General features: G+C 58.7%; 22 protein-coding genes. 10 read left to right on the top strand and 12 right to left on the bottom strand.

Features of this window, described 5'->3' with window-relative positions; genetic code table 11:
* Positions 1–84: 84 nt before the first annotated feature.
* Positions 85–369 (bottom strand): DUF6476 family protein, encoded by a 285-nt coding sequence (locus Q0903_RS00170; RefSeq protein ID WP_299411763.1) that lies wholly within the window; start codon positions 367–369, stop codon positions 85–87.
* Between Q0903_RS00170 and Q0903_RS00165 the strand changes: the two genes are divergently transcribed.
* The 3 genes from Q0903_RS00165 (at position 368) to Q0903_RS00155 (ending at position 2973) form a co-directional block, all read left to right on the top strand.
* The gene (locus tag Q0903_RS00165) at positions 368–1402 is read left to right on the top strand and encodes an RluA family pseudouridine synthase (RefSeq protein WP_299411761.1); all 1035 of its coding nucleotides are present in this window, start codon (positions 368–370) and stop codon (positions 1400–1402) included. The two genes, Q0903_RS00170 and Q0903_RS00165, sit on opposite strands and share 2 nt — an antisense overlap.
* 187 nt (positions 1403–1589) lie before the next feature.
* On the top strand, positions 1590–2486 hold the full coding sequence (gene rpoH, locus Q0903_RS00160) for an RNA polymerase sigma factor RpoH (RefSeq protein ID WP_299023949.1): 897 nt from the start codon (positions 1590–1592) through the stop codon (positions 2484–2486).
* 217 nt (positions 2487–2703) lie between these two features.
* Positions 2704–2973, top strand: a complete 270-nt coding sequence (locus tag Q0903_RS00155; RefSeq protein ID WP_299023948.1) for a DksA/TraR family C4-type zinc finger protein — start codon at positions 2704–2706, stop codon at positions 2971–2973.
* A 4-nt stretch (positions 2974–2977) separates the two neighbouring features.
* Here the strand turns inward: Q0903_RS00155 and Q0903_RS00150 are convergent, their stop codons facing one another.
* The 8 genes from Q0903_RS00150 to Q0903_RS00115 all read right to left on the bottom strand — a co-directional run bounded on the left by Q0903_RS00150 (position 2978) and on the right by Q0903_RS00115 (position 10735).
* Positions 2978–3436: a hypothetical protein gene (locus Q0903_RS00150; RefSeq protein ID WP_299411759.1), complete on the bottom strand. Its 459-nt coding sequence runs from the start codon at positions 3434–3436 to the stop codon at positions 2978–2980.
* 70 nt (positions 3437–3506) lie between these two features.
* Positions 3507–4016, bottom strand: a complete 510-nt coding sequence (locus Q0903_RS00145) for a GNAT family protein (protein WP_299411757.1) — start codon at positions 4014–4016, stop codon at positions 3507–3509.
* Entirely contained in the window at positions 4013–5854 is a 1842-nt protein-coding gene (locus Q0903_RS00140) for a M3 family oligoendopeptidase (protein WP_299411754.1), read from the bottom strand. Before Q0903_RS00140 ends, Q0903_RS00145 begins: the two co-directional genes overlap by 4 nt.
* Positions 5855–5941: 87 nt before the next feature.
* Positions 5942–6817, bottom strand: a complete 876-nt coding sequence (locus Q0903_RS00135; protein ID WP_299411752.1) for an amidohydrolase family protein — start codon at positions 6815–6817, stop codon at positions 5942–5944.
* Positions 6810–8408 carry an ATP-dependent DNA ligase gene (locus tag Q0903_RS00130; RefSeq protein WP_299411751.1) on the bottom strand — a complete coding sequence of 533 codons (1599 nt, stop codon included), beginning with the start codon at positions 8406–8408 and terminating at the stop codon, positions 6810–6812. Before Q0903_RS00130 ends, Q0903_RS00135 begins: the two co-directional genes overlap by 8 nt.
* Positions 8405–9430, bottom strand: a complete 1026-nt coding sequence (locus Q0903_RS00125; protein ID WP_299411748.1) for a ligase-associated DNA damage response exonuclease — start codon at positions 9428–9430, stop codon at positions 8405–8407. The genes Q0903_RS00130 and Q0903_RS00125 overlap by 4 nt, the downstream gene beginning before the upstream one ends.
* Before the next feature lie 54 nt (positions 9431–9484).
* Positions 9485–10432 (bottom strand): alpha/beta hydrolase, encoded by a 948-nt coding sequence (locus Q0903_RS00120; protein WP_299411745.1) that lies wholly within the window; start codon positions 10430–10432, stop codon positions 9485–9487.
* Between the two features lie 12 nt (positions 10433–10444).
* Positions 10445–10735: an SCP2 sterol-binding domain-containing protein gene (locus Q0903_RS00115; protein ID WP_299023940.1), complete on the bottom strand. Its 291-nt coding sequence runs from the start codon at positions 10733–10735 to the stop codon at positions 10445–10447.
* A gap of 75 nt (positions 10736–10810) precedes the next feature.
* On the opposite strand from Q0903_RS00115, the gene Q0903_RS00110 reads away from it, so the two are divergent.
* The 5 genes from Q0903_RS00110 to Q0903_RS00090 all read left to right on the top strand — a co-directional run bounded on the left by Q0903_RS00110 (position 10811) and on the right by Q0903_RS00090 (position 15848).
* Entirely contained in the window at positions 10811–11374 is a 564-nt protein-coding gene (locus tag Q0903_RS00110) for a tetratricopeptide repeat protein (RefSeq protein WP_299411743.1), read from the top strand.
* Between the two features lie 19 nt (positions 11375–11393).
* Positions 11394–14222 carry a helicase-related protein gene (locus Q0903_RS00105; RefSeq protein WP_299411740.1) on the top strand — a complete coding sequence of 943 codons (2829 nt, stop codon included), beginning with the start codon at positions 11394–11396 and terminating at the stop codon, positions 14220–14222.
* A gap of 73 nt (positions 14223–14295) precedes the next feature.
* Positions 14296–14682: an RNA-binding S4 domain-containing protein gene (locus Q0903_RS00100; protein WP_299023937.1), complete on the top strand. Its 387-nt coding sequence runs from the start codon at positions 14296–14298 to the stop codon at positions 14680–14682.
* 54 nt (positions 14683–14736) lie between these two features.
* Positions 14737–15072 carry a ferredoxin FdxA gene (gene fdxA / locus Q0903_RS00095; RefSeq protein WP_299023936.1) on the top strand — a complete coding sequence of 112 codons (336 nt, stop codon included), beginning with the start codon at positions 14737–14739 and terminating at the stop codon, positions 15070–15072.
* Between the two features lie 263 nt (positions 15073–15335).
* On the top strand, positions 15336–15848 hold the full coding sequence (locus tag Q0903_RS00090; RefSeq protein WP_299023935.1) for a CarD family transcriptional regulator: 513 nt from the start codon (positions 15336–15338) through the stop codon (positions 15846–15848).
* 54 nt (positions 15849–15902) lie between these two features.
* Here the strand turns inward: Q0903_RS00090 and cobS are convergent, their stop codons facing one another.
* The gene (cobS, locus tag Q0903_RS00085) at positions 15903–16655 is read right to left on the bottom strand and encodes an adenosylcobinamide-GDP ribazoletransferase (protein WP_299411736.1); all 753 of its coding nucleotides are present in this window, start codon (positions 16653–16655) and stop codon (positions 15903–15905) included.
* An 81-nt stretch (positions 16656–16736) separates the two neighbouring features.
* Here cobS and cobT point away from each other — a divergent pair, with 81 nt between their 5' ends.
* A complete protein-coding gene (gene cobT, locus Q0903_RS00080) occupies positions 16737–17747 on the top strand; it encodes a nicotinate-nucleotide--dimethylbenzimidazole phosphoribosyltransferase (protein ID WP_299411734.1) in 1011 nt (336 codons plus the stop codon).
* Between the two features lie 95 nt (positions 17748–17842).
* Here cobT and Q0903_RS00075 read toward each other — a convergent pair whose 3' ends face one another.
* Both Q0903_RS00075 and Q0903_RS00070 read right to left on the bottom strand, forming a co-directional pair.
* Positions 17843–19762: a cation:proton antiporter gene (locus Q0903_RS00075; RefSeq protein ID WP_299411731.1), complete on the bottom strand. Its 1920-nt coding sequence runs from the start codon at positions 19760–19762 to the stop codon at positions 17843–17845.
* Between the two features lie 30 nt (positions 19763–19792).
* On the bottom strand, positions 19793–20245 hold the full coding sequence (locus Q0903_RS00070; protein ID WP_299023931.1) for an Lrp/AsnC family transcriptional regulator: 453 nt from the start codon (positions 20243–20245) through the stop codon (positions 19793–19795).
* A gap of 141 nt (positions 20246–20386) precedes the next feature.
* Here Q0903_RS00070 and hppD point away from each other — a divergent pair, with 141 nt between their 5' ends.
* Positions 20387–21496 (top strand): 4-hydroxyphenylpyruvate dioxygenase, encoded by a 1110-nt coding sequence (hppD, locus tag Q0903_RS00065; protein WP_299411728.1) that lies wholly within the window; start codon positions 20387–20389, stop codon positions 21494–21496.
* Positions 21497–21600 lie beyond the last annotated feature (104 nt).

Below are 21600 nucleotides of genomic sequence, written 5' to 3'. Positions count from 1 at the left end.
ACCCAGTTCGCTTTCGCAAGATCGGAAAGCTGGAAGTTCTCGAAGAAAAGACGCTTTTCCGTTCCCTGAAGGTTTTCGAGTTGTTTACTCTACCGCCACGGTTTGTCGTAGCGCACCCGTCATTCTGTCAAAGATCAAAATCTGGTTCTGGTCTGTCACCACTGCATACCAGTCAGCCGCTTGGGTGAAGGCAACGGGGCTGGCGCCGTCTGGCAGTTCAATAAGCTCGGGTAAAACGGGCGTATCGCGCGTGAGACGCGTGACAAGCAGGCCGATAACGACTACCACGCCCGCAATCATCACGCCCGTCAGAACCGTGACCATGCGCCTCAGGAAGCGCAGGTTGGTTGGCTCAGAAAGATCATCCATGTCGCACCGCCGTATTACATTCATTCTGGGGGACATGCCCCCGCCGCGCCTTGATAAGGCGCTTGCCCGCGATGTGCCAGAGGATGCGAACCTGTCGCGTACACGGATTATGAAGTTGATTGAGCAGGGAATGGTGCTGGTGAGTGGTGAAGTGCAGCGCGATCCGCGTGCTGTGGTCGCGGCGGGCACCAAAATCGACATTGATGTAGAAGAGGCACAAGAGAGCCATATTCTGCCCGAAGATATCCCGCTGGACGTCATCTTTGAAGATGACGATCTGATCGTTGTGAACAAGCCCGCGGGTATGGTGGTGCATCCTGCCCCCGGCTCGCCTTCGGGGACGTTGGTGAATGCATTGCTGGCGCATTGTGGCGACGATTTGTCAGGTGTGGGGGGCATGAAGCGCCCCGGGATTGTGCACCGGATTGATAAAGAGACCTCTGGTCTGCTGGTTGTTGCCAAATCCGACGCAGCCCATCACGGGCTGGCCAAGCAGTTTGAGGCCCATACGGTCGAGCGGTATTACCGCTGTCTGGTCTACGGTGTACCTGACGCCAATGATCCGCGTCTGCGAGGTGTAAAGGGGGCGAATTTCGAAAGTGGCAATATCCTGAAGCTGACCACCCATTTGGCGCGCCACAAGACGGATCGCCAGCGGCAGGCGGTTCTGTTTCATGGCGGGCGGCATGCCGTGACGCGGGCGCGCACGGTGGCGCGGTTCGGGGCCCCACCCGTGTTGGCGCTGATGGAGTGTTGGCTGGAGACAGGGCGGACACATCAGATCAGGGTGCATATGGCCCATGCGGGTCACGGTCTGGTTGGTGATCCGACATATGGCGGCAAACGCAAGATTGCGCGCGCTGCTTTGGCGGAGACGCTGGCCGAGGCGGTGAAATCCTTTCCGCGCCAAGCGCTCCATGCGGCGGTGTTGGGGTTTACGCATCCTGTCAGCGGAGCGGCTTTGCGGTTTGAAGCGCCATTGCCTGACGATATGGCTGATTTGCTGGCCCTTTTGGACCCTACGCGCGCCTGAGCGCTGACACATACTGCACAAGGCGGTGAGGGGTCTGGTGAGCTTACGCCTGATTAACTATTGTTGGGTAAAGGTAAACAAAACCGGACATTCGGCCCTTGTAAGGGAATGTTTGCGTCCCCATATCTAATGTTAAGCCCCGTTACATTTCATGTAAAAGCAGGGCGCCAGGGAAAGGACGAATACCATGGCCAATTATGCAAATCTGCCAGCCCCTACGCCAGAGGGCGGCCTGAACCGCTATATGCAGGAGATTCGCAAGTTTCCCCTGCTTGAGCCAGAAGAAGAATACATGCTTGCGAAAGCATGGGTTGAGAAAGAGGATACGGCTGCTGCGCACCGCATGGTGACATCACACCTGCGACTGGCGGCCAAGATCGCGATGGGCTATCGCGGCTATGGCTTGCCGCAGGCCGAGGTAATCTCGGAGGCGAATGTGGGGCTGATGCAGGCGGTCAAGCGTTTTGACCCCGAGAAGGGCTTTCGCCTTGCGACCTATGCGATGTGGTGGATCAGGGCCAGCATTCAGGAGTATATCCTGCGCTCGTGGTCTTTGGTCAAACTGGGTACAACCTCGGGTCAGAAAAAGCTGTTTTTCAATCTGCGCAAGGCCAAGAACAAGATTGGCGCGTTGGAAGAAGGCGATTTGCGCCCCGAGAATGTGAAAACCATTGCCACGCAACTGGGTGTGACCGAGGCCGAAGTGATCTCGATGAACCGGCGAATGTCGGGCGGGGATGCTTCGTTGAATGCGACTGTCGGCTCCGAGGGCGAGGGGACGATGCAGTGGCAGGACTGGCTGGAGGACGACAACGCCGATCAGGCGGGCGACTATGAAGCGCGTGACGAGCTTGAGACGCGCCGCGAGATGTTGGCCGCTGCGATGGATGTTCTCAATGACCGTGAGAAGGATATTCTGGTGCAGCGCCGTTTGTCGGACGAAACGGTGACCTTGGAAGACCTGAGCGGCCAATATGATGTAAGCCGTGAGCGGATCCGCCAGATCGAGGTGCGTGCGTTTGAAAAGCTGCAAAAACGTATGCGTGAACTGGCGCAGGAAAAAGGGATGGTTTCTGCGGAGTGATCCATTGAAATGCAACGAGGAAGGCCGCTCCGTCTGACGGGGCGGCTTTTTTTATTTGATGTTGGTGGGGCTCTGCCCCGTCTTTGGCCTTTGGCCAAAGCCCCCCGGAGGATTTAAGGCCAAGAAAAATAGACACGGCTAAGGGCGTGCTTTATTTTGGGGTCTTGGTTTGTTGGCCGGGCGGGGTAAGCTTGCTTTTGAAGCAAAGGAGATGGCTATGGCTGGTGGTTGGGCACGAGACGGCGCGGTGTCGGAGCAGATCGAGGCGTCGATCAATGACGAGTTGGCGCGGTTGAAGGCGCGCCGCGCGCCTGTTGGCGAGAGCGCTGAGTTTTGCGCCGAATGCGAAGAGCCTATCGCGCAGGCGCGTCGGGAAGCGATTCCCGGTGTGAAGCTGTGTATCGAATGTGTACGCGCGCGCGACGCAAGGTTTCAGGCGCGCGGTGGCATCAATCGCCGCGGCAGCAAGGACAGTCAGCTTAAGTAAACCGTTAGCGTTTTATGCATTTGCCACGGATGCGGCCACTGACCATGCGGAATTCGCGTGCCGAGATGAATTTGATCTTTGTCCGGCTGCCGTTTTTGGGACCGGCCATCCGCTGGGGCAGGGTGCGTGCCATCTGGCGTCCGATTGGGGTGCGTGAGATGTCTTTACTGTTTGCTTGCAGGCTGCGCATGCGGACGGTTGTGATGTCCTCGACCAATGTGCTGCCACTGGTTGTCCATTTGCCGCGCAGCGCCACGGAGGCGTCGATGCGGCCGCGCCTGTCGCCCACCGCCATGTTGGCGAGGTGATAGAACGAGCCGTTGGCGCGGTATTCCTGCAAGGTTCGGATCGCGGTGCCCCGCCCTTCGCGCCCCTCACAATCCCATTTTCCCACCAGTGACTGCGCGCTGGCCTGGGTGCTGCCGATGGCCAGAAGGGCGATAACGAGAACTGTGCGGATCATAACGGGTAGGCCTTTCAATACGATGATGACCTCCAATGTGGTCGCGCTTGTCATGGCTGTCAAAGTATTTTCAGGCAAGACCCGTATCAGACGGGATCAGTTCGGTTACACTCATTAGCGCCATGCGCATGACATGCTGCGGTCCTGCGATGCCGCGCTCCCAGACTTCGCCTGTATCTGAAAAGCCACCTGCACGGTAACACCGGATTGCCGCCGGATTGGACATGTTGACAGTGAGGTAAAGCGCGGGCGCGTCGTAGTGGCCCGCCAGATAATCGGGCAAACGGGCGACAGCCCGCGTGGCGATACCGCGCCCCTGTTGGTCCAGATCGATCATAAAGCCGCGCAGCCCCAAACTGCCATCGGATGCAAATGGATAGCTTTGCGAATATGTCGTGTCGATCTTGAAAAAGCCGACAGGGTGGCCGCTTTCCACAATTGCGTGGAAATCAACACCCTGTTCGGCGGTCTCGAATGCCTCGGCCACAGTGCCTGAAAACGTAACCTGCTCGGGCGCCACAGTAATGTGGGCGACCGAAGCGAGATCATCTGGAGCAACAGGGGCGAGGTGGAGGATCACTCCTCCATCGCTTCCAGTTCGTCGATCATGCCCGAGATCATCGACAGGCCCTTGTCCCAGAATGCGGGGTCGGAGGCGTCGAGGCCGAAGGGGGCCAACAGCTCTTTGTGGTGCTTGGAGCCACCTGCCTTGAGCATCTCGAAGTATTTATCCTCAAACCCTTCGGCCCCTTCTTCTGCGTAGACCGCATAGAGCGCGTTTACGAGGCCGTCGCCAAAGGCGTAGGCATAGACGTAGAAGGGCGAGTGGATAAAGTGGGGGATGTAGGCCCAGAAGGTCTCGTATCCATCCATGAACTCGAATTCCGGCCCCAAGCTTTCGGCTTGAACGCTCATCCACAGGGCGTTGATGTCGTCTGGGGTCAATTCTCCGCCGCGGCGGGCGGCGTGAAGTTTACATTCGAAATCATAGAATGCGATCTGGCGGACGACCGTGTTGATCATATCCTCGACCTTGCCGGCCAGCAGGACCTTACGCTCGGATTTGGTTTTGGCATTTTCCAGCATTTTGCGGAAGGTCAGCATTTCCCCAAAGACAGATGCTGTTTCGGCCAGCGTGAGGGGGGTAGAGGAGAGCATCTCTCCCTGACCCGCGGCGAGGACCTGATGTACGCCGTGCCCCAACTCATGCGCCAATGTCATCACGTCACGCGGTTTGCCCAGATAGTTGAGCATGACGTAGGGGTGTACATCGGTGACGGTGGGATGGGCGAAGGCGCCGGGGGCTTTGCCGGGCTTGACGGCGGCGTCGATCCAGCCGTCGGTAAAGAAGGGTTTGGCCAATTCGCCCATGCGCGGATCAAAGGCGGAATAGGCGTCCATCACCATTTTCTCGGCGGTGGGCCAGTCGACGATTTTGGGGTCTTCCATAGGCAGGGGTGCGTTGCGATCCCAGACCTGCATCGTGTCGAGGCCCAGCCATTTCTTTTTCAACGCGTAATAGCGGTGCGACAGTTTGGGGTAGGCGGCGACAACGGCGTTGCGCAGCGCCTCTACCACTTCAGGTTCGACTTGATTGGACAGGTGGCGGCCTGTTTGCGGGGTCTCCATACCACGCCAGCGGTCCATGATTTCCTTTTCCTTGGCTTGGGTGTTGTGGACCCGCGCAAAGGTTTTCACATTTTCGCCAAAGACATCGGCCAATTCCCGCGCGCCTGCTTCGCGCTTGGCGCGGTCGGGGTCTGTCAGCAGGTTCAGGGTACCCTCGATGCCCAGTGTTTCCCCGTCCACGTCGAATTTCAGACCTGCGATGGTTTCGTCGAACAAGCGCTCCCACGCGTCGCCCACAACGCCCATATCGTGCAGGAATTTCTCCATCTCGTCGCTCAGCTGGTAAGGCTTCATTGCGCGGATGCGGTCAAAGATGGGTTTGTAGCGGGCCAGATCAGCGTTTTTGGCCAGCAGGGTGTCGAGGTGATCGTCCTCCAGCGTGTTCAGCTCCAGTGTGAAGAAGACCAGCGGGGTGGTGAAATTGGTAATTTTCTCCTGCACGTCGGACATGAATTTGGCACGGTCGGAATCGGTGGTCAGCTGATAGTAGCGCAGACCGGCGTAAGACATGATGCGGCCCGCGATCTGGTTGATCTTTTCATTGCGCAGTACGCAATCGAGCAATCCTGCGGCATCCAGCGTTTCCAACTTGCCTTCGTAATCGGTGGCGAAACTGGCGCAGGCCTGTTCCAGCCAGTCCAGATCACGCTTTAGCTCGGCCGCGTCCTCACCTGTGTAAAGGTCATCGAGGTTCCATTCGGGCAGGTCACTAAAGGGATTTTCGCCGCCTGCCGCATTGGCGTCGCGCAGCGGGGTGGGAACAGTCTGGAAGGGCGGCAGATGAAACATGGGTAAATCCTTTGAACGTTTGAGCCATAGGTAGGCATGGCACTGCCAAGGGGCAAGCCGTTGGAGCCGTTTGTGGCAAGGCTTGCGTTAAAAACGGTATAACTTGAGTGGATTGTCGCACAAGATCTGCTGGCGCAGCGCATCAGATGGCACCACACGATCGAACGCGTCTAAAAGGGCAGCACCTTCGGGCATGCCTGCGCCATTGAGCATGATATGCGGCCAGTCAGTGCCCCACAGGCATGCCTGCGGGTTGGCGGCGATCAGCTTGGCCACCAGCGCATCGGCATCGGTGTAGGGCGCATCGCACAGACGGTAGAGGCCCGATAGCTTGACGAAGGCGCGTCCTTCGGCGAGCAGAGCGCAAAGCGTGTCTATGCCTGCGCCGTTCGGATCAAGGCCCGCGCTGGGCCATGCGACATGGTCGAACACAACAGGGCAGGGCAGAGTGCGAATGTCATCTGCGATGTCTTCCATGTGCTGATCCGCGTGGCAGAGCATCTGAATGTGCATGCCGCGCACAGCCAATGCGGGGGCCATCGCGCGCGCGCCGTCCCACGTAAGGACCCCGCCGTGCACATAGTTAAGGCGCACAGCGTCCATGCCCATGCCGGCAAAGGCATCAATCTGCTCCTCTGACGCGCCATCTGGCAGCAGGCCCACGCCGCGCACGCGCGGGCTCATGCGGCGCAGAGCCTCGGCGGTGACGCTATTGTCGGTGCCGTAGAAGATTGAGTGAACCAGCACACAGCGGGCGATGCCGAGGGCGTCCATCTGTTCTTCCAGCAGGGCAATCCAGCCGTCCAACGTGGGGCCAGCGGCGGGGTTTTCCACACGCCCGTCCCAAAGAGGAAATTCATCAACACCGGCCAGCATATGCACATGCGTATCAACAGCGCCTTGCGGTGCGCGGCGCAGAGGCGCGCGAGGTTCCGGCGGCATCGGGGCTTCGGGTTTATCCATAAATGCGCAACATCTCGTTCAGGTCATCCAGTGTATTGGCCTCGGCCATCGGTTTGTCTTGTCGCCAGCGTAGCATACGCGGAAACCGCAATGCCACGCCGGATTTGTGGCGGGTCGAAGCCTGGATACCTTCAAAGGCGATTTCGAACACATGATGCGGCGTGACTTGGCGGACAGGGCCAAAGCGTTGCAGCGTATTCTTGCGCACCCAAGCGGTGATTTCGCGAAATTCCTTGTCGGTCAGGCCCGAGTAGGCCTTGGTGAACGGGACCAGATCATCGCCGTTGCGCACGGCAAAGGTGAAGTCGGTGAACAGGTTGGCGCGCCGCCCCGAACCTGATTGCGCATAGATCATCACTGCGTCGATGGTGAGCGGGGCCAGCTTCCACTTCCACCAATCGCCTTTCTTGCGGCCCGCCAGATAGGGGCTGTCGGCGCGTTTGAGCATCAGCCCTTCTGCCTGAGCCTCCCGTGCGGCATCGCGAAAGGCGTGCAGATCGCTGAATTGGGTAAACGGCAGCTGCGGAGAGAGTTTGACCGGTGCGTCCGCCGGTAAATCTGCGCAGGCCGCCTCCAGCAGCGCACGACGGTCTTTGAAGGGCGTTGCGCGGATATCCTCGCCCTGCCACTCCAGCAGATCGTAGGCGTGTAGGACCACAGGAGCCTCCGCCAGCAGCTTTTTCGGGACGGTTTTGCGGCCAATGCGCGGTTGCAGCGTGTTAAAGCTGGCAGGATGCGCGTCGCCAGTGCGCCAAACCAGTAGTTCGCCATCCAGAACAGTGCCGTCAGGCAGATAATCTACCGCGCGGGCGAGTTCGGGAAAGCGGTCTGTCATCAGCTCTTCGCCGCGCGACCAGACGTAATGCGCGCCGCCGCGCAGGATCAGCTGGCCCCGGATGCCGTCCCATTTCCACTCTGCGCGCCAGTTGTCAGAATCCTCCAGTGCCTCGGGCCCGTTTTCCAACGCGTGGGCGAGGTAGAATGGATAGGGGCGCGAGGCATCGGCGGTTGCGTCCTCGGCTTCAATCAGCGCATGCCATGTGGTGTCATCAGGGTGCCAGTTGCCCATTAGGCGGTGGGCAAGCTCGGCCTCCTCACGGTCGGTGGCACGGGCGAGGGCGCGGGTCATCGGTTTTTGGCTGACACCCACCCGCATGCCGCCTGTGATCAGCTTGTTAAAGACAAACCGTTCCGTTCCGCCAAGGCGCGCCCATGCATCCAGCACAAAGGCCTTCTTGGCGTCCTCATCGGCTTTGTAGACTTCGCGAAGATCATTGATCCACTGCGACAGCGGGCGATTGTCGGTTGTGTCATTGGGGGGCAGGACCAGTGCAATCGTCTCGGCCAGATCGCCGACGATGGGGTAGCACTCCTCAAACAGCCACAGGGGGATGCCCGCCACCTCTGCGCCCCATTCGCGCAGTCTGGTTGTCGTAACAGCGCGTTTGGGACGGCGGCCCGAAAACAGCGCGATGGTCCAGATCTTGTCCACGTCATCGGCCTGCTTGAAATACGCGGCCAAGGCGTTGACCTTGACGGTGGTTTTTGTGCTTTGGTCAATCGCCTCGAACAGCGTGGCAAAGGCTCTCATGCGGCCTCTCCGGCGTCGTCTTTTGCATCAAGATTTTCGCCCTCGAACTGAGTGGGGACAACTTGCGCGTTCCAGCCATTCTCGTTCAAGTATCGGCTGAAGATGTCCGTGTAACCATGCGTCACATATATATTTTCAGCCTCTGTTTGTTTGATGGCCCAAAGGAGCCCTGACCAGTCGGCGTGATCGGAAATGATAAACCCGCGATCGCCCGCACGGCGGCGGCGCACCCCGCGCATCGCCATCCAGCCCGAGGCAAAGCCGCTTTCTTGGGCGCCGAATTTTTTGGACCATGCAGAGCCGAGCGCGGAGGGCGGTGCAATGACCATGGCGCGGGCGTGTGTCTTGGCCGTGACGTCTTTGTTGGCCAGCACTGTGTCGGGCAGTGTAATGCCTTGAGCACGCATCACCGCGTTGGTGTTCTCGACTGCGGTGTGGCACAAGATGGGGCCGATGGAGGGGTCCAGCATGGACATCAGGCGCTGGGCCTTGCCCAATGAATACGCCCCCAGCAGGGCCGTTTTGCCTGCCTCGGCGCAAGCGCGCCACCAGTCGTTCAGCTGGCGGGCCACGACATCCTGTGGATCCCACCGAAACACGGGAAGCCCAAAGGTGCTTTCGGTGATGAAATGGTGGCAGCGGACAGGCTCGAACGGGGTAGAAAGGCCATCGTCGATGACCTTGTAATCGCCAGAGGCTACCCAGATCTCGCCGCCCACCTCGACGCGTATCTGGGCAGAACCGGGAACATGCCCTGCGGGGTGGAATGATACAGTTGCCCCGCCGATCACGCGCCGCTCACCATAAGCGATACCGTCGGCTGTGATTTCGCCCAAGCGGTGGCGCATGACGGGCAGGGCATCGTGAGTGGCAAGATATCGGCCCATGCCCCAGCGCGCGTGATCGGAGTGGCCATGGGTGATCAGGGCGCGCTCTACTCGGCGCCACGGATCGATATAGAAGTCGCCAGCGGGGCAATAGATGCCCTCGGGCGTAAAGGTGAGAACTGGGTTTTTGGTCATACCGATGCAAACTAGCTGGTGGAGCGCACAAAGCCAGCTTTGCCTAAGGTGGCCCTAACCTGTGGTCGTGTTGAGAAACAGGTTTGCAATCTCGTCAAGGATTGCGGTGCGCATGGCTTCGGCCTCCAGCAGCACTTCGTGCTCGCCGCCCTCAATCACGCGCAACTGTCCGCCTTTCCAGCTGTCCATGCGGGCATGGATGCGGGGGATATCGACGATACGTTCGTTCCCGCCCAAAAAGCTGATACAGGGCAGGTTGGGGGCCGCACGCTCTGACAGGTGTTTCGTCTCGGCCAATGCTTCGCGCAGCCATACATAGCTGGGGCCGCCCAGCTGCAATTCGGGGTGGGCGATAAGCTGGTCGCGCATCATGTCGTACATCTGCGCATCGGTCGTCAGCATGTTATCGTCAAACGGTGCTGTCAGCACATAAGGCTCACGCGTGGTGCCATAGGGCAGGCGGTGGCCCTGATTGAATTTGGGCATAAAGGTGCTGAGAAGCTGCGCGGGCAGGCGCATATGCGGCGCGATATGAATGCCCCACATGGGGCCGGTAAAGGCGGCGGCCTGAACGGCCATCCCTTCCATCACGGCACGCAGACCTATGCAGCCGCCCATGGAGTGCGCCACAAGAAAATAAGGGCGTGGAAGGTTGAGCGTCCGTGCTGCGCGCATCAAGGCAGCTACGTCTTTCTGGTAGTCTGGAAAATGCTCGACATGGCCTGTCAGCGGATCGTCCAGCATTCTGTCGGCCAGACCTTGACCGCGCCAGTCAATCGCCACTGTGGCAAGGCCGCGCGCGCCAAATTCGGTCGCAGTCGGGCCATATTTTTCGATGTATTCCGTCCGTCCTGGAAAGATCAGAACAGTGCCGCGAGCGCCCCGCGCCTCCCAGACACCCAGCCGGATTTGCTTGCCATCAGAGGTATTGACCCAATAGGCCGCGCCACCGTCTGGTCCGGGATGGATATCTGTATAGAGAGGTGCGGGGGTCAGAGGCATTACCGTTTCAGATCACGCCAGTGCTGAGGCCAGCTTCATCGCCATGCCCATATCACCGTCAACCTTGAGTTTGCCTGTCATGAAAGCGGAAGTGGGGTTTGTCTCGCCTTCCATCATGCCCTCGAATGTCTCTTTGTCAGCGGTCAAAGTCACATCGGCCTCGTCGTCGCCTGCGCGTACGCCATTGTCATCTACCATGACACAGCCTTCGTCCTCGATTTCGAACTTTACGGTGCCGCCGATGTCCACGCCTGACATCTTTTCCGTAAGTACAACCACCGCCTGATTGATCACATCGCTCATTTTTAGCCCTTTTTTGGCAAATGGTGACAGACCTCTCTGGAATTCGGCCCCCCACCTGTTACATTCAGTGTTGTTATGCTTATGAACCCCGTCAACCTCAAACATACCGTTGCGGCACTTGGAGTGCTTGTGTTGCTTTGTGGCCCCTTGGGCGCACAAGAAAGCGACCGTGCTCAACAATTGTTAGAAACGCTCCGCACGGCACCGCCCGAGCAAGCGCAAACCGCCAAGCGTGATCTTGAGCGGGAGTGGTCGCGCTCTGGCTCGGCAGCGATGGATCTGTTGCTCAAACGCGGGCGCGCGGCGCTGGCAGAAGGTGATTTTCGCGTGGCAATTGAACATTTGACCGCGCTGACGGACCATGCGCCAGATTTCGCCGAAGGATTTCATGCGCGTGCCACCGCTTACTACCGCGCCGAGCTTTATGGCCCCGCGCTGGATGATCTGGAGACGGCGCTGGCGCTGAACCCTGACAACTACAATGCGATCTTTGGTCTTGGTGTGTTGTTTGAGGAGTTGGGTGACAGCCGCCGCGCAGCAGAGCTATACCGCCGCGTTTTGGCGTTGAACCCGCATCACGAGAACGCCGAGAAGGCGCTTGAGCAGCTGAAATCCGAAGGCATCGGGCGTACGCTCTAATTCAGGTTAGGAATTTGCGGTGAACACGCAAGGCAGGGTCGTGGCCGTATTGGGCCCGACGAATACGGGCAAGACCACATATGCAATCGAGCGGATGTTGGGCCACCGCACCGGCATCATCGGCTTGCCTTTGCGGCTGCTGGCGCGCGAGGTCTATGACCGTATCGTCGCAGTGCGCGGCCCGTCTGTGGTGGCACTGGTCACGGGCGAGGAGCGGATCGTGCCGCCGCGCACGCAATATTGGGTCTGCACCGTCGAGGCGATGCCCGAGGGGATGGGCGCGGATTTTGTCGCGATTGACGAGATACAGCTGTGCGCCGATCCAGAGCGCGGGCATGTGTTTACGGATCGTCTGATGCGTTCGCGCGGGTTGCACGAGACGTTGTTTATGGGCGCCGATACCATGCGCGGCACCATTGCCGCGCTGGTTCCGCAGGCCGATTTTGTGCACCGCGAGCGGATGTCGCAATTGACCTACGCAGGTCAGAAAAAGATAAGTCGCATGCGCCCGCGCAGTGCGATTGTGGGTTTTTCGGTTGAGAATGTATATGCTATCGCTGAGCTGATCCGCCGCCAGAAAGGCGGTGCAGCCGTGGTGATGGGCGCGCTCAGCCCGCGCACGCGCAACGCGCAGGTCGATATGTATCAGAATGGTGAAGTGGATTATTTGGTAGCCACAGATGCCATCGGGATGGGCCTGAACCTTGATGTGGATCACGTCGCGTTTAGCAGCCTGAGCAAGTTTGATGGGCGGCGGATGCGCCCGCTTGCGCCTAACGAGCTAGCCCAGATTGCAGGCCGTGCCGGGCGGGGGATGAAGAACGGCACATTCGGTGTCACAGGCGATGTGCGCCCGCTGGACGAAGGGGTGGCGCGGGCGATTATGGATCATCAGTTCACCCCGCAGAACAAGATCAACTGGCGGAACCCACATTTGCAGTTCGGAACCATATCCTCGCTTGTCCGCACGCTGGAGGAAGGGCCGGATCACGAACGTCTGGTCAAAGCGCGCGAGGCAGATGATCTGCGCGCCCTCAAAACCCTGGGTGATGATGCGGAGATTGCGGCGCGGTGTACCGACGGGCAATCGGTAAAGCTGCTGTGGGATGTTTGCCGCATCCCCGACTTTCGCGGGATCAGCAACGCGGAACACGCCAGCCTGCTGGAGATCATTTTCAACCACCTTCACCAGCGTGGCGGCTTGCCTAACGACTGGCTCGCGCGGCAGATCAAACGCATTGATCGCACCGATGGTGACATTGATGCGCTGTCCAAACGGCTCGCCTTTATCCGTACCTGGACCTACGTAACCCAGCGCAAAGGCTGGACAGATGACGAAACCCATTGGCGCGGGGAGGCTCGTGTCGTAGAAGACAGACTGTCGGATGCGTTACACGAGCGTTTGACCCAAAGATTTGTAGATCGGCGTACCTCTGTATTGTTGCGCCGGCTAGGACAGAAGGAAGCCATGGTGGCCGAAGTAAACGAGACCGGTGAAGTAACCGTTGAAGGCGAATTTGTAGGCAAGCTGGACGGTTTCCGTTTCCGCGCTGACAAAGGGTCTGGCACGGCTGAAACGAAAACGATCAAGACTGCGGCGTTGCAGGCGCTTGCCCCGCAGTTCCACCTGCGCGCAGATCGTTTCTATAACGCACCTGACACCGAGATTGATTTCACCGAGCAGGGGGGCCTGATGTGGGGCGCCTCGGCTGTGGGCAAACTGGTGGCAGGGTCTGACGGGTTAAAGCCTCAGGTCGAGGTATTTGTGGATGATGTCGCCGGGCCGGAGGTTGCACAAAAAGTACAGCGCCGCTTGCAGCACTTCATCGACCGCAAGGTGGCGAGCTTGTTCGAGCCGCTTTTGGCGCTCAAGAATGACGAGGCGTTGACGGGGCTGGCGCGGGGCTTTGCCTTCCGCATGGTCGAGAGCTTTGGTGTGCTGCCCCGTGCCGACATTGCGGAGGAAGTAAAATCGCTGGATCAGGATGCACGCGGCGCGCTGCGCAAGCATGGCATCCGGTTTGGCCAGTTCACGATCTTTATGCCGCTGCTGCTCAAGCCTGCGCCGACGCGCTTGCGGTTGGTGCTGTGGTCGCTGACCAAAGGTCTGTCCGAATTTCCCGAATCGCCCCCACCCGGATTGGTGACAATTCCGGTAGAAGCTGGCGCACCTGCGGGGGCCGACACCATGTCGGGCTACCGCAATGCAGGCAATCGCGCGATCCGGATTGATATGCTGGAGCGTCTTGCCGATATGCTGCGCGGCGAGGATTCGCGCAGCGGTTTTGAGGCCAAGGCCGATATGCTGTCGATTTCGGGCACCACGCTGGAGCAATTCGCCGACCTGATGCAGGGTCTTGGCTATAAAGCCGAAGCGGGCGAGCGTCCAAAGGTGAAAGCCGTCACCGAGGTGGTGCCGGGGGCTGAAGCGCCTGCTGCTGATACTCCGGTGATGGATGTGGCGGAAACGCCCGCTGAGGGCGCTGTGACGGAGGAGGGAGCCTCGGCGACCGAGGACGCCACCGAAGCTGCGCCTGTACCCGAAATGTCGGAAACAGAGACGCCAGTCGGCGAGGCGGCGGATGCAGCCGTGGCCGATGTAGAGATGGAGACATTCTATACCTTCACGTGGGCGCGCAGCCCGCGCCGCGCTCCAGCTGGCGGGGATCGCGCCAAAGGTAAGGGCAAGCCCAACCCACGTGGCAAAAAGGGTCAACGGGACGGGGCAAGAGACAGCAAGGCTGCAAAGAGCCAGAACTTCTCGGCGCGCCCCCCCAAGAAGGAAAAGCAGATCGATCCTGACAACCCGTTCGCTGCGGCCCTCATGGGCCTCAAGAACGACAAGTGATCGCGGCAACTGAAAAGCCGCATGGCGCTATCATGCGCCATGCGGCACTAGATCATCGGCGGCTTGCATTCTCATGACCGAGGCGGGCGACAAACTCCGTCTCGACAAATGGCTGTGGTACGCGCGGTTTTTCAAAACACGGTCTTTGGCGGCCAGTATTGTCGCTGGTGGAGCGGTACGGATCAACGGCACCCCTGCGTCCAAACGCAGCACCACAATCACCTCGGGCGATGTGCTGACCTTTGCAAAAGACGATCATATTCGCGTGATCCGCGTCGAGGCTTGTGGCACGCGGCGTGGCCCTGCGCCCGAAGCACAAGCACTTTACACTGATTTGGCCCCGCCAGAGCGCACCCCAAAGGACAAGGTGCCGCATAATCCTGCGTTTGAAGGAAAAGGTCGCCCGACCAAGCGGGATCGCCGTCAGCTTGATCTTTCTAAGGCGCGCCATCTTGATTGATCGGCGCGGCTGATTTAGCTACGTGTCAAGCCAACCTGACAGAGACATTCCCCCATGACCTATATCGTGAACGACGCCTGCATCGCCTGCAAATACACCGACTGTGTCGAAGTCTGTCCGGTGGATTGCTTTTACGAGGGGGAGAACATGCTGGTGATCCATCCTGATGAATGTATCGACTGCGGTGTGTGCGAGCCTGAATGCCCTGCCGACGCGATCCGCCCTGATACAGAGCCGGACATGGAAAAGTGGGTTGAGTTCAATCGCAAATACTCGGTGCTGTGGCCTGTTATTATCACCAAGAAAGATCCCCTTCCCAGCGCAGAGGAAATGGACGGCAAACCCGGCAAGCTGGATATGTTCTCCGAGGCCCCTGGCGAGGGGGGCTAGGCGCCCTTTCGCTGATTCGCAGCATTAGGTGTGAACAGCGTAATCGTGTTGCTATGTTGACCAACAGGCACCCTTTTAGTGAGGGGCTTTTTGTGCTATGATGCCCGCAATGACATCAACGAAACATCACATGGCTGCCGCTCTGCCACGGCACCTCTAATCACAGTATTTTCAATGCGGGATGCACGGGCTATGGCCTGCTGCGTTTTTGCGTTTTCTTGCGTTGCGTGTGCGGGCAGCGCCGTAACAGGAGTTCGAACAGTATGACCAAATCCAAAAAGCTTGATTTTCGCCCTAACGAATTCGTCGTCTACCCCGCCCACGGCGTCGGCCAGATCGTCACCGTCGAGGAGCAGGAAGTCGCGGGGATCACGCTTGAGTTGTTTGTGATCTCATTCGAGAAGGACAAAATGACACTGCGTGTGCCGACCCACAAAGCAACAGAGATCGGGATGCGCGCGCTCAGTTCGCCAGACGTGATTGCCCATGCGATGAAAACACTCAAAGGCAAAGCCAAAGTCAAGCGGGCGATGTGGTCGCGCCGCGCACAGGAATACGAGCAAAAGATCAACTCGGGCGACCTGATCGCTATTGCCGAAGTCGTGCGTGATTTGCACCGCACGGACGACCAGCGCGAGCAGTCCTATTCGGAGCGCCAGTTGTATGAAGCCGCCCTTGAGCGTCTGACACGTGAAGTTGCAGCTGTGTCAGGCGGCGATGAGCTGGCGGCGGCTAAGCAAGTGGGCGATGTGCTAGACAGCCGTATTGCAGCCTAAGTCTGTCTAAGAGAGTATAAGTGCCGCGTTTGATGAAAGTCAGGCGCGGTTTTTCTATGCGAAGAGGGCAGTCAGCGTGAGCAGAAATGCAGCCTCGGCCAGTTGCTGTGTCGCGCCCAGTACATCGCCTGTCTGGCCGCCAATCTTGTGTTTGGCCAGGCGGATCATGGCCAATGACACGCCTAGTGCCATAACAAACGCAACAACCCCTTCTTTACCCAGACCGATCCACACCGCACTTGCGGCAATCCCGCAGGCCAGTATCACCCGCGAGAATTGCGGTTTTCCGACGCTCTGCGACAGTCCGTCGCTGCGCGCATGGGGTAGCGCATACATGCATAGCGGCATCATCGCGCGCGAGGCGACTGCCCCCAGCATCACAGCCCAACCTGATGCGCCTAGTAACGCGGCAACTGCCACAATCCGCAACAGCGTCACTAGTCCAAGGGCCAGCACGCCGTAGGTTCCGATTTGGCTGTCGCGCATGATTTCCAACCGCCGCTCTGACGCAAACCCGCCCCAAAATCCGTCAAACACATCCGCCAGACCGTCCTCATGCATGGCACCTGTGATCAGCATCATCATCCCAAGAGCCAGCGTGGCCGCCCCGTATGCGGGTATCCCGAGGAATAGTGCTGTTTGGCCAATCGCCGCTCCGGACCCCCCTACCAGTATTCCGATCAGCGGATAGGCCCAGACCGCCCGCGCGCCATCGGCAAACGCCTCGGACGGCAAATGGGGAAGGGGCAGGCGCGTCAATAGTGTCGCTGCAACCCACAGCTGCGTGACCCAGTCGTTTTTATCCATCCCAATGCCCCTTTCAACGCTTGTGAGCAGCGCCCCATTGGGTAAACAGACGGTGCACATCTGGCAATGAGGGTTTTGACTATGGCCGAGTTTTCCGATCTCGACGGCTTTCGCAGGCTGCTGGCAGAGCTGCCGGGTATCGACACGGCTGCGCACGATGGCGCGGTTGCGCGCAATGCCCAACTCACAAAACCGCCTGGTGCTTTGGGGCGTCTGGAGGATGTCGCCACTTGGTACGCGGGCTGGCGTGGCAATCCCCGCCCCACTGTCACTGCGCCGCAAATCATTGTCTTTGCAGGTAATCATGGTGTGGCAGCGCAGGGCGTCTCGGCTTTTCCGCCCGAAGTGACGGAACAGATGGTGCTGAATTTCCAGCATGGTGGCGCCGCGATAAACCAGTTGGCGCGGGCAGCGGGGGCGCAGCTGGATGTTTTGCCGTTGATGCTTGAAACCCCCACAGTGGATTTTACGCAGGCACCGGCGCTGAGTAATGATGATCTCGTCGTGGCGCTGTCTGCGGGTTGGTCAGCGGTGCGTGCGGACACCGACCTTTTGGTCGTGGGGGAGATGGGTATCGGCAACACAACTCCCGCCGCTGCGATCGCCGCTGCTCTGACAGGTGGCACCGCAGAAGAGTGGACGGGACGCGGCACCGGTGTTGATGATGCGGGGCTTGCCCAGAAAACCCGTGTTGTGGCCGAGGGGCTTGTGCTGCACAGAGGACAGGGTGACGGGTTGGAGACTCTGCGTCGGTTGGGAGGGCGCGAACTGGCGGCCATGGCAGGGGCGATTGCCCGCGCGCGCAGCTTGCGTATTCCTGTAATTCTTGACGGCTTCATTTGTACCGCTGCCGCTGCTTGTCTGGCGCATACCGCAGAGGGTGCATTGGATCATTGTATTGCTGGCCACCTGAGTGCTGAGGGGGCCCATGCAAGTCTGCTGAATGACCTGAAGAAAGAGCCGCTTTTGAAGCTGGGGCTGCGCCTTGGTGAAGCATCAGGCGCAGCGTTGGCAATTCATATCGTCAAAGCGGCACTTGAATGCCATAGCGGTATGGCAACATTTGCCGAAGCAGGGGTATCTGGCGCCTGAGGGCTGATTGCCTATCTCTCTTGGCCAAAAATCCTCCAGGGGGCTTTGCCATTGGCAAAGACGGGGCAGAGCCCCTCCGAGCGTGCCAACCGCGCTCAGGCCTGCTTTTTCTCTTCTTCGTCTGCGCGATTCAAAAACGCAGTTTCCAGATCTTTTTCCAGCTCTTTTGCACGCGCCACATAGGCCTTGTTATCTGCGGGTGCCACATCGGGCCGCCACAGCTGTGCCAGCTCACGGACCGACATGCGGTCGTGGTGATAGAATATGCGCTGGGCTTCAGCGGCCTCGAATTCGGTCAGCCCAAGGTTTTCAAGCACATAGCGCCCTGCGCGTAGGGAACTGTCAAACATCTCGCGCACGATGTCATCGGCACCGGCCTGATACATGTGGTAGACATCTGTGCGGTCATGGGCGCGTGCCACGATGTGCAGATCCGGGCGTTGCGCGCGGGCATATGTGACCAGCGCGCGGGCGGCCTTGCGATCATCCAGCGCCACTACCAGCACCCGTGCATCGGCCAATCCCGCCTTGCGCAGAATGTCGGGGCGGGTGGGATCACCCAGAAACGCCTTGAATCCAAAACGGCGCATGACGGCGATGGTATCGGGGCTGTGGTCAAGCACGACAGTTTCAAACCCCGAAGCTTGCACGAGACGATTTACGATCTGCCCAAAGCGGCCCACACCCGCAATAATAACTGGCCCTTCCATATCAATCTCGTCATCGGGTGGGCGCACGGTCGCATCGTTGCTGCGCTTGGAGATGACATCGAAGAGGATGAACAGCAGCGGGGTGATGAGCATGGTCAGCGCGACGACCAGCAACAGCGTCTCGGCCACATTATCGGGCATTACGCCTGTCGTGACGGAAAAGCTGACGAGCACAAAACCGAATTCGCCCGCTTGCGCCAGCCCCAGCGCGAACAACCATTGATCGCGTCCGCGCAATTTGAACATTCGCCCAAGCGCAAACAGAATGATCCCTTTGACCAGTATCACGACCAGCGCCATGCCAAAGATGATCACAAAATCCGATGCCAAAAGCTCAAAATTAATGCCCGCTCCAACAGTGATAAAGAACAGGCCCAGCAGCAGGCCCTTAAAGGGCTCAAGGTCGGTCTCAAGCTCGTGGCGAAACTCTGAACTGGCCAGCACCACACCAGCAAGGAATGCACCGAGCGCGGGTGACAGACCCACGAGCATCATGGTGAAGGAAATCCCTACAACGATAAGCAGGGCGAGCGCTGTATACATTTCGCGCAGTTTGGCAGAGTGGATGAAGCGAAACACCGGACGGGTAAAGAACACGCCCATGATGATGATCCCTGCGATGGCTCCGATTGTCACAAGCGTCACGCCCCAAGCGGGCAGGCTGTCGATAAACGTAAAGGCGGCATCAGCGGGCGAGTTGCCATGCCCGTCACCATGGCCTGAGCCATGGCCGGCATCGGCACCGTTATCCACCGTGATAGACCCGTCAGGCGATACCATCGCCACCGGCAGCGTGACAGCCAGCAAGGGCAGGAATGCAAGCATCGGGATAACTGCAATATCCTGTGCAAGCAGCACAGAAAACACGGATCGGCCTCCTGCGGTCTGCATCAGACCTTTTTCCGACAGGGTTTGCAGCACGATTGCGGTCGAGCTGAGAGAGAGTGTCAGACCGATAGCCAGCGCCACGCCCCAAGGTTGGTCATACAGCATCGCGATACCCATCAATGCGAGCGTACTGACGCCAACCTGCAGCCCGCCAAGCCCGAGAAGTTTGTGCCGCATGTCCCATAGCGCGCGGGGTTCCAGCTCTAGCCCGATGAGAAACAACATCATTACCACGCCGAATTCGGCAAAGTGCTGGAGATCCTTTGTTTCGGCCCCTACCAGCCCCAGAACGGGGCCAATCAGAATACCGGCAGCAAGATAGCCCAGTACCGATCCCAGCCCGAGGCGGGCGGCGATTGGCACCGCGATGACCGCGGCGGCAAGATAGATTGTGGCCTGAAACAGAAAACCTTCCATGGGGATCCTTCAAATGTGCCGATGGCGGGGCTAGGTGGGTAGGGGACCATCACGTTTTAACTGGTCCATAACGATTTGGCTGTGCACACGCGCAACAGCCTTATGGGGCAGCAACACTTCGTGAATCAGCCTGTTAAGGGCGGGTAAGTCACTACAGTAGACCCGCAGCAAATAATCTGCATCCCCTGTCATGGTCCACGCGCTCACTATCTCGCGGCTGGTGGCGATAAGGCGCGCAAAACTGGCAGAATGTTCTGGCCCGTGGGTTCCCAAATGCACCTGAACGAAGCCTTGCACAGCAAGGCCGAGCTTGGGCGGGGCAAGGCGGGCGGTATAGCCTTCGATCACGCCAGTGGCCTCCAGCCGTTGCCGCCGCCGACCTGCCTGCGAGGCAGACATATTCAGTGCCTCACCCAGCTCATGAGCTGTTAGGTGTGCGTTTTGCTGCAATGCGGTTAACAGCCGTTTATCGGTTTCATCCAAAACTGTGCGGACCTTTCGCGCTACTTTCTATTATTGTGCGATGTTTGCGCGCGAATTACCATATGGGTGCTTTAGATTGCGTAAATTTCGCACAGGCATGCGCGTATCTTGGACTTAACCAGACTGCACAGGAGTTTTGCTATGGGTCCGTTTCCGCACGATGCACCGAAAAGCACCATCACCCCCGATAATCCCGCAGGGACGGACGGATTTGAATTTGTCGAGTTTGCGTCACCTGATCCAGAAGAGCTGCGCGCCGTTTTCCGCAAGATGGGCTATGCCCATGTGGCCAACCACAAGTCCAAGGCAATCGAGCTTTGGCAACAGGGCGATATCACCTATGTTCTGAATTATGACCCCGACAGCTTTGCCGCGAAGTTTGTGGAGTTGCATGGCCCTTGTGCGCCCTCAATGGGCTGGCGTGTTGTGGATGCGCAAAAGGCTCTGGCCCACGCGGTGGCACAAGGCGCGGAGGAATACACAGGTGACGGCAAGGTGCTGGATGTACCTGCGATCATGGGGATTGGCGGGTCGCTGCTGTATTTTGTGGATCAGTATTATGACACTTCGCCTTATAACTGGGAGTACGACTGGATTGCGCAGTCCAAGCCCGAAGGCGTCGGGTTTTACTATTTGGACCACCTCACACATAACGTCTTCAAAGGTAATATGGACAAGTGGTTCAGGTTCTACGGGGATCTGTTCAATTTTCGCGAAATCCGTTTCTTTGACATCGAGGGTAAATTTACAGGGCTGTTCAGCCGCGCGTTGACCTCACCTTGCGGGCGTATCCGGATACCGTTGAATGAGGATCGGGGTGAGACGGGGCAGATCGTGGCTTATCTCAAGAAGTACAACGGGGAGGGGATCCAGCACATCGCCGTCGGTGCGCGCAACGTCTATGATGCGACAGATGCCATCGCGCAAAACGGGTTGAAATTCATGCCGCCGCCGCCCGCCACCTATTATGAATTAAGCAAGACCCGCGTTGTGGGCCATGAAGAACCGCTGGAGCGGATGCGCAAGCATGGCATCCTGATCGACGGCGAAGGGGTTGTGGAAGTAGACGGTAAAGAAGGCAGAGAGACCCGTATTCTATTGCAAATCTTCTCGAAGACGGTGATCGGGCCGATCTTTTTCGAATTCATCGAGCGCAAGGGCGATGACGGTTTCGGCGAGGGCAATTTCAAAGCATTGTTCGAGAGTATCGAGCAAGAACAGATCGACAGTGGCGAATTGACTGCGAGCTAAAACCGTCCCGCTTTGATCTGGATGTGCGCGGGACCTTGTCCCGTGCATTTCTTTTTTTGGGTTGTCATCAACCGATATGTTGATCCGCCGGAAGCTGCCTCGTT

This window comes from uncultured Sulfitobacter sp. (assembly GCF_947502895.1).
Classification (GTDB): domain Bacteria; phylum Pseudomonadota; class Alphaproteobacteria; order Rhodobacterales; family Rhodobacteraceae; genus Sulfitobacter.
This window is presented reverse-complemented; position numbering and strand designations above follow the sequence as displayed.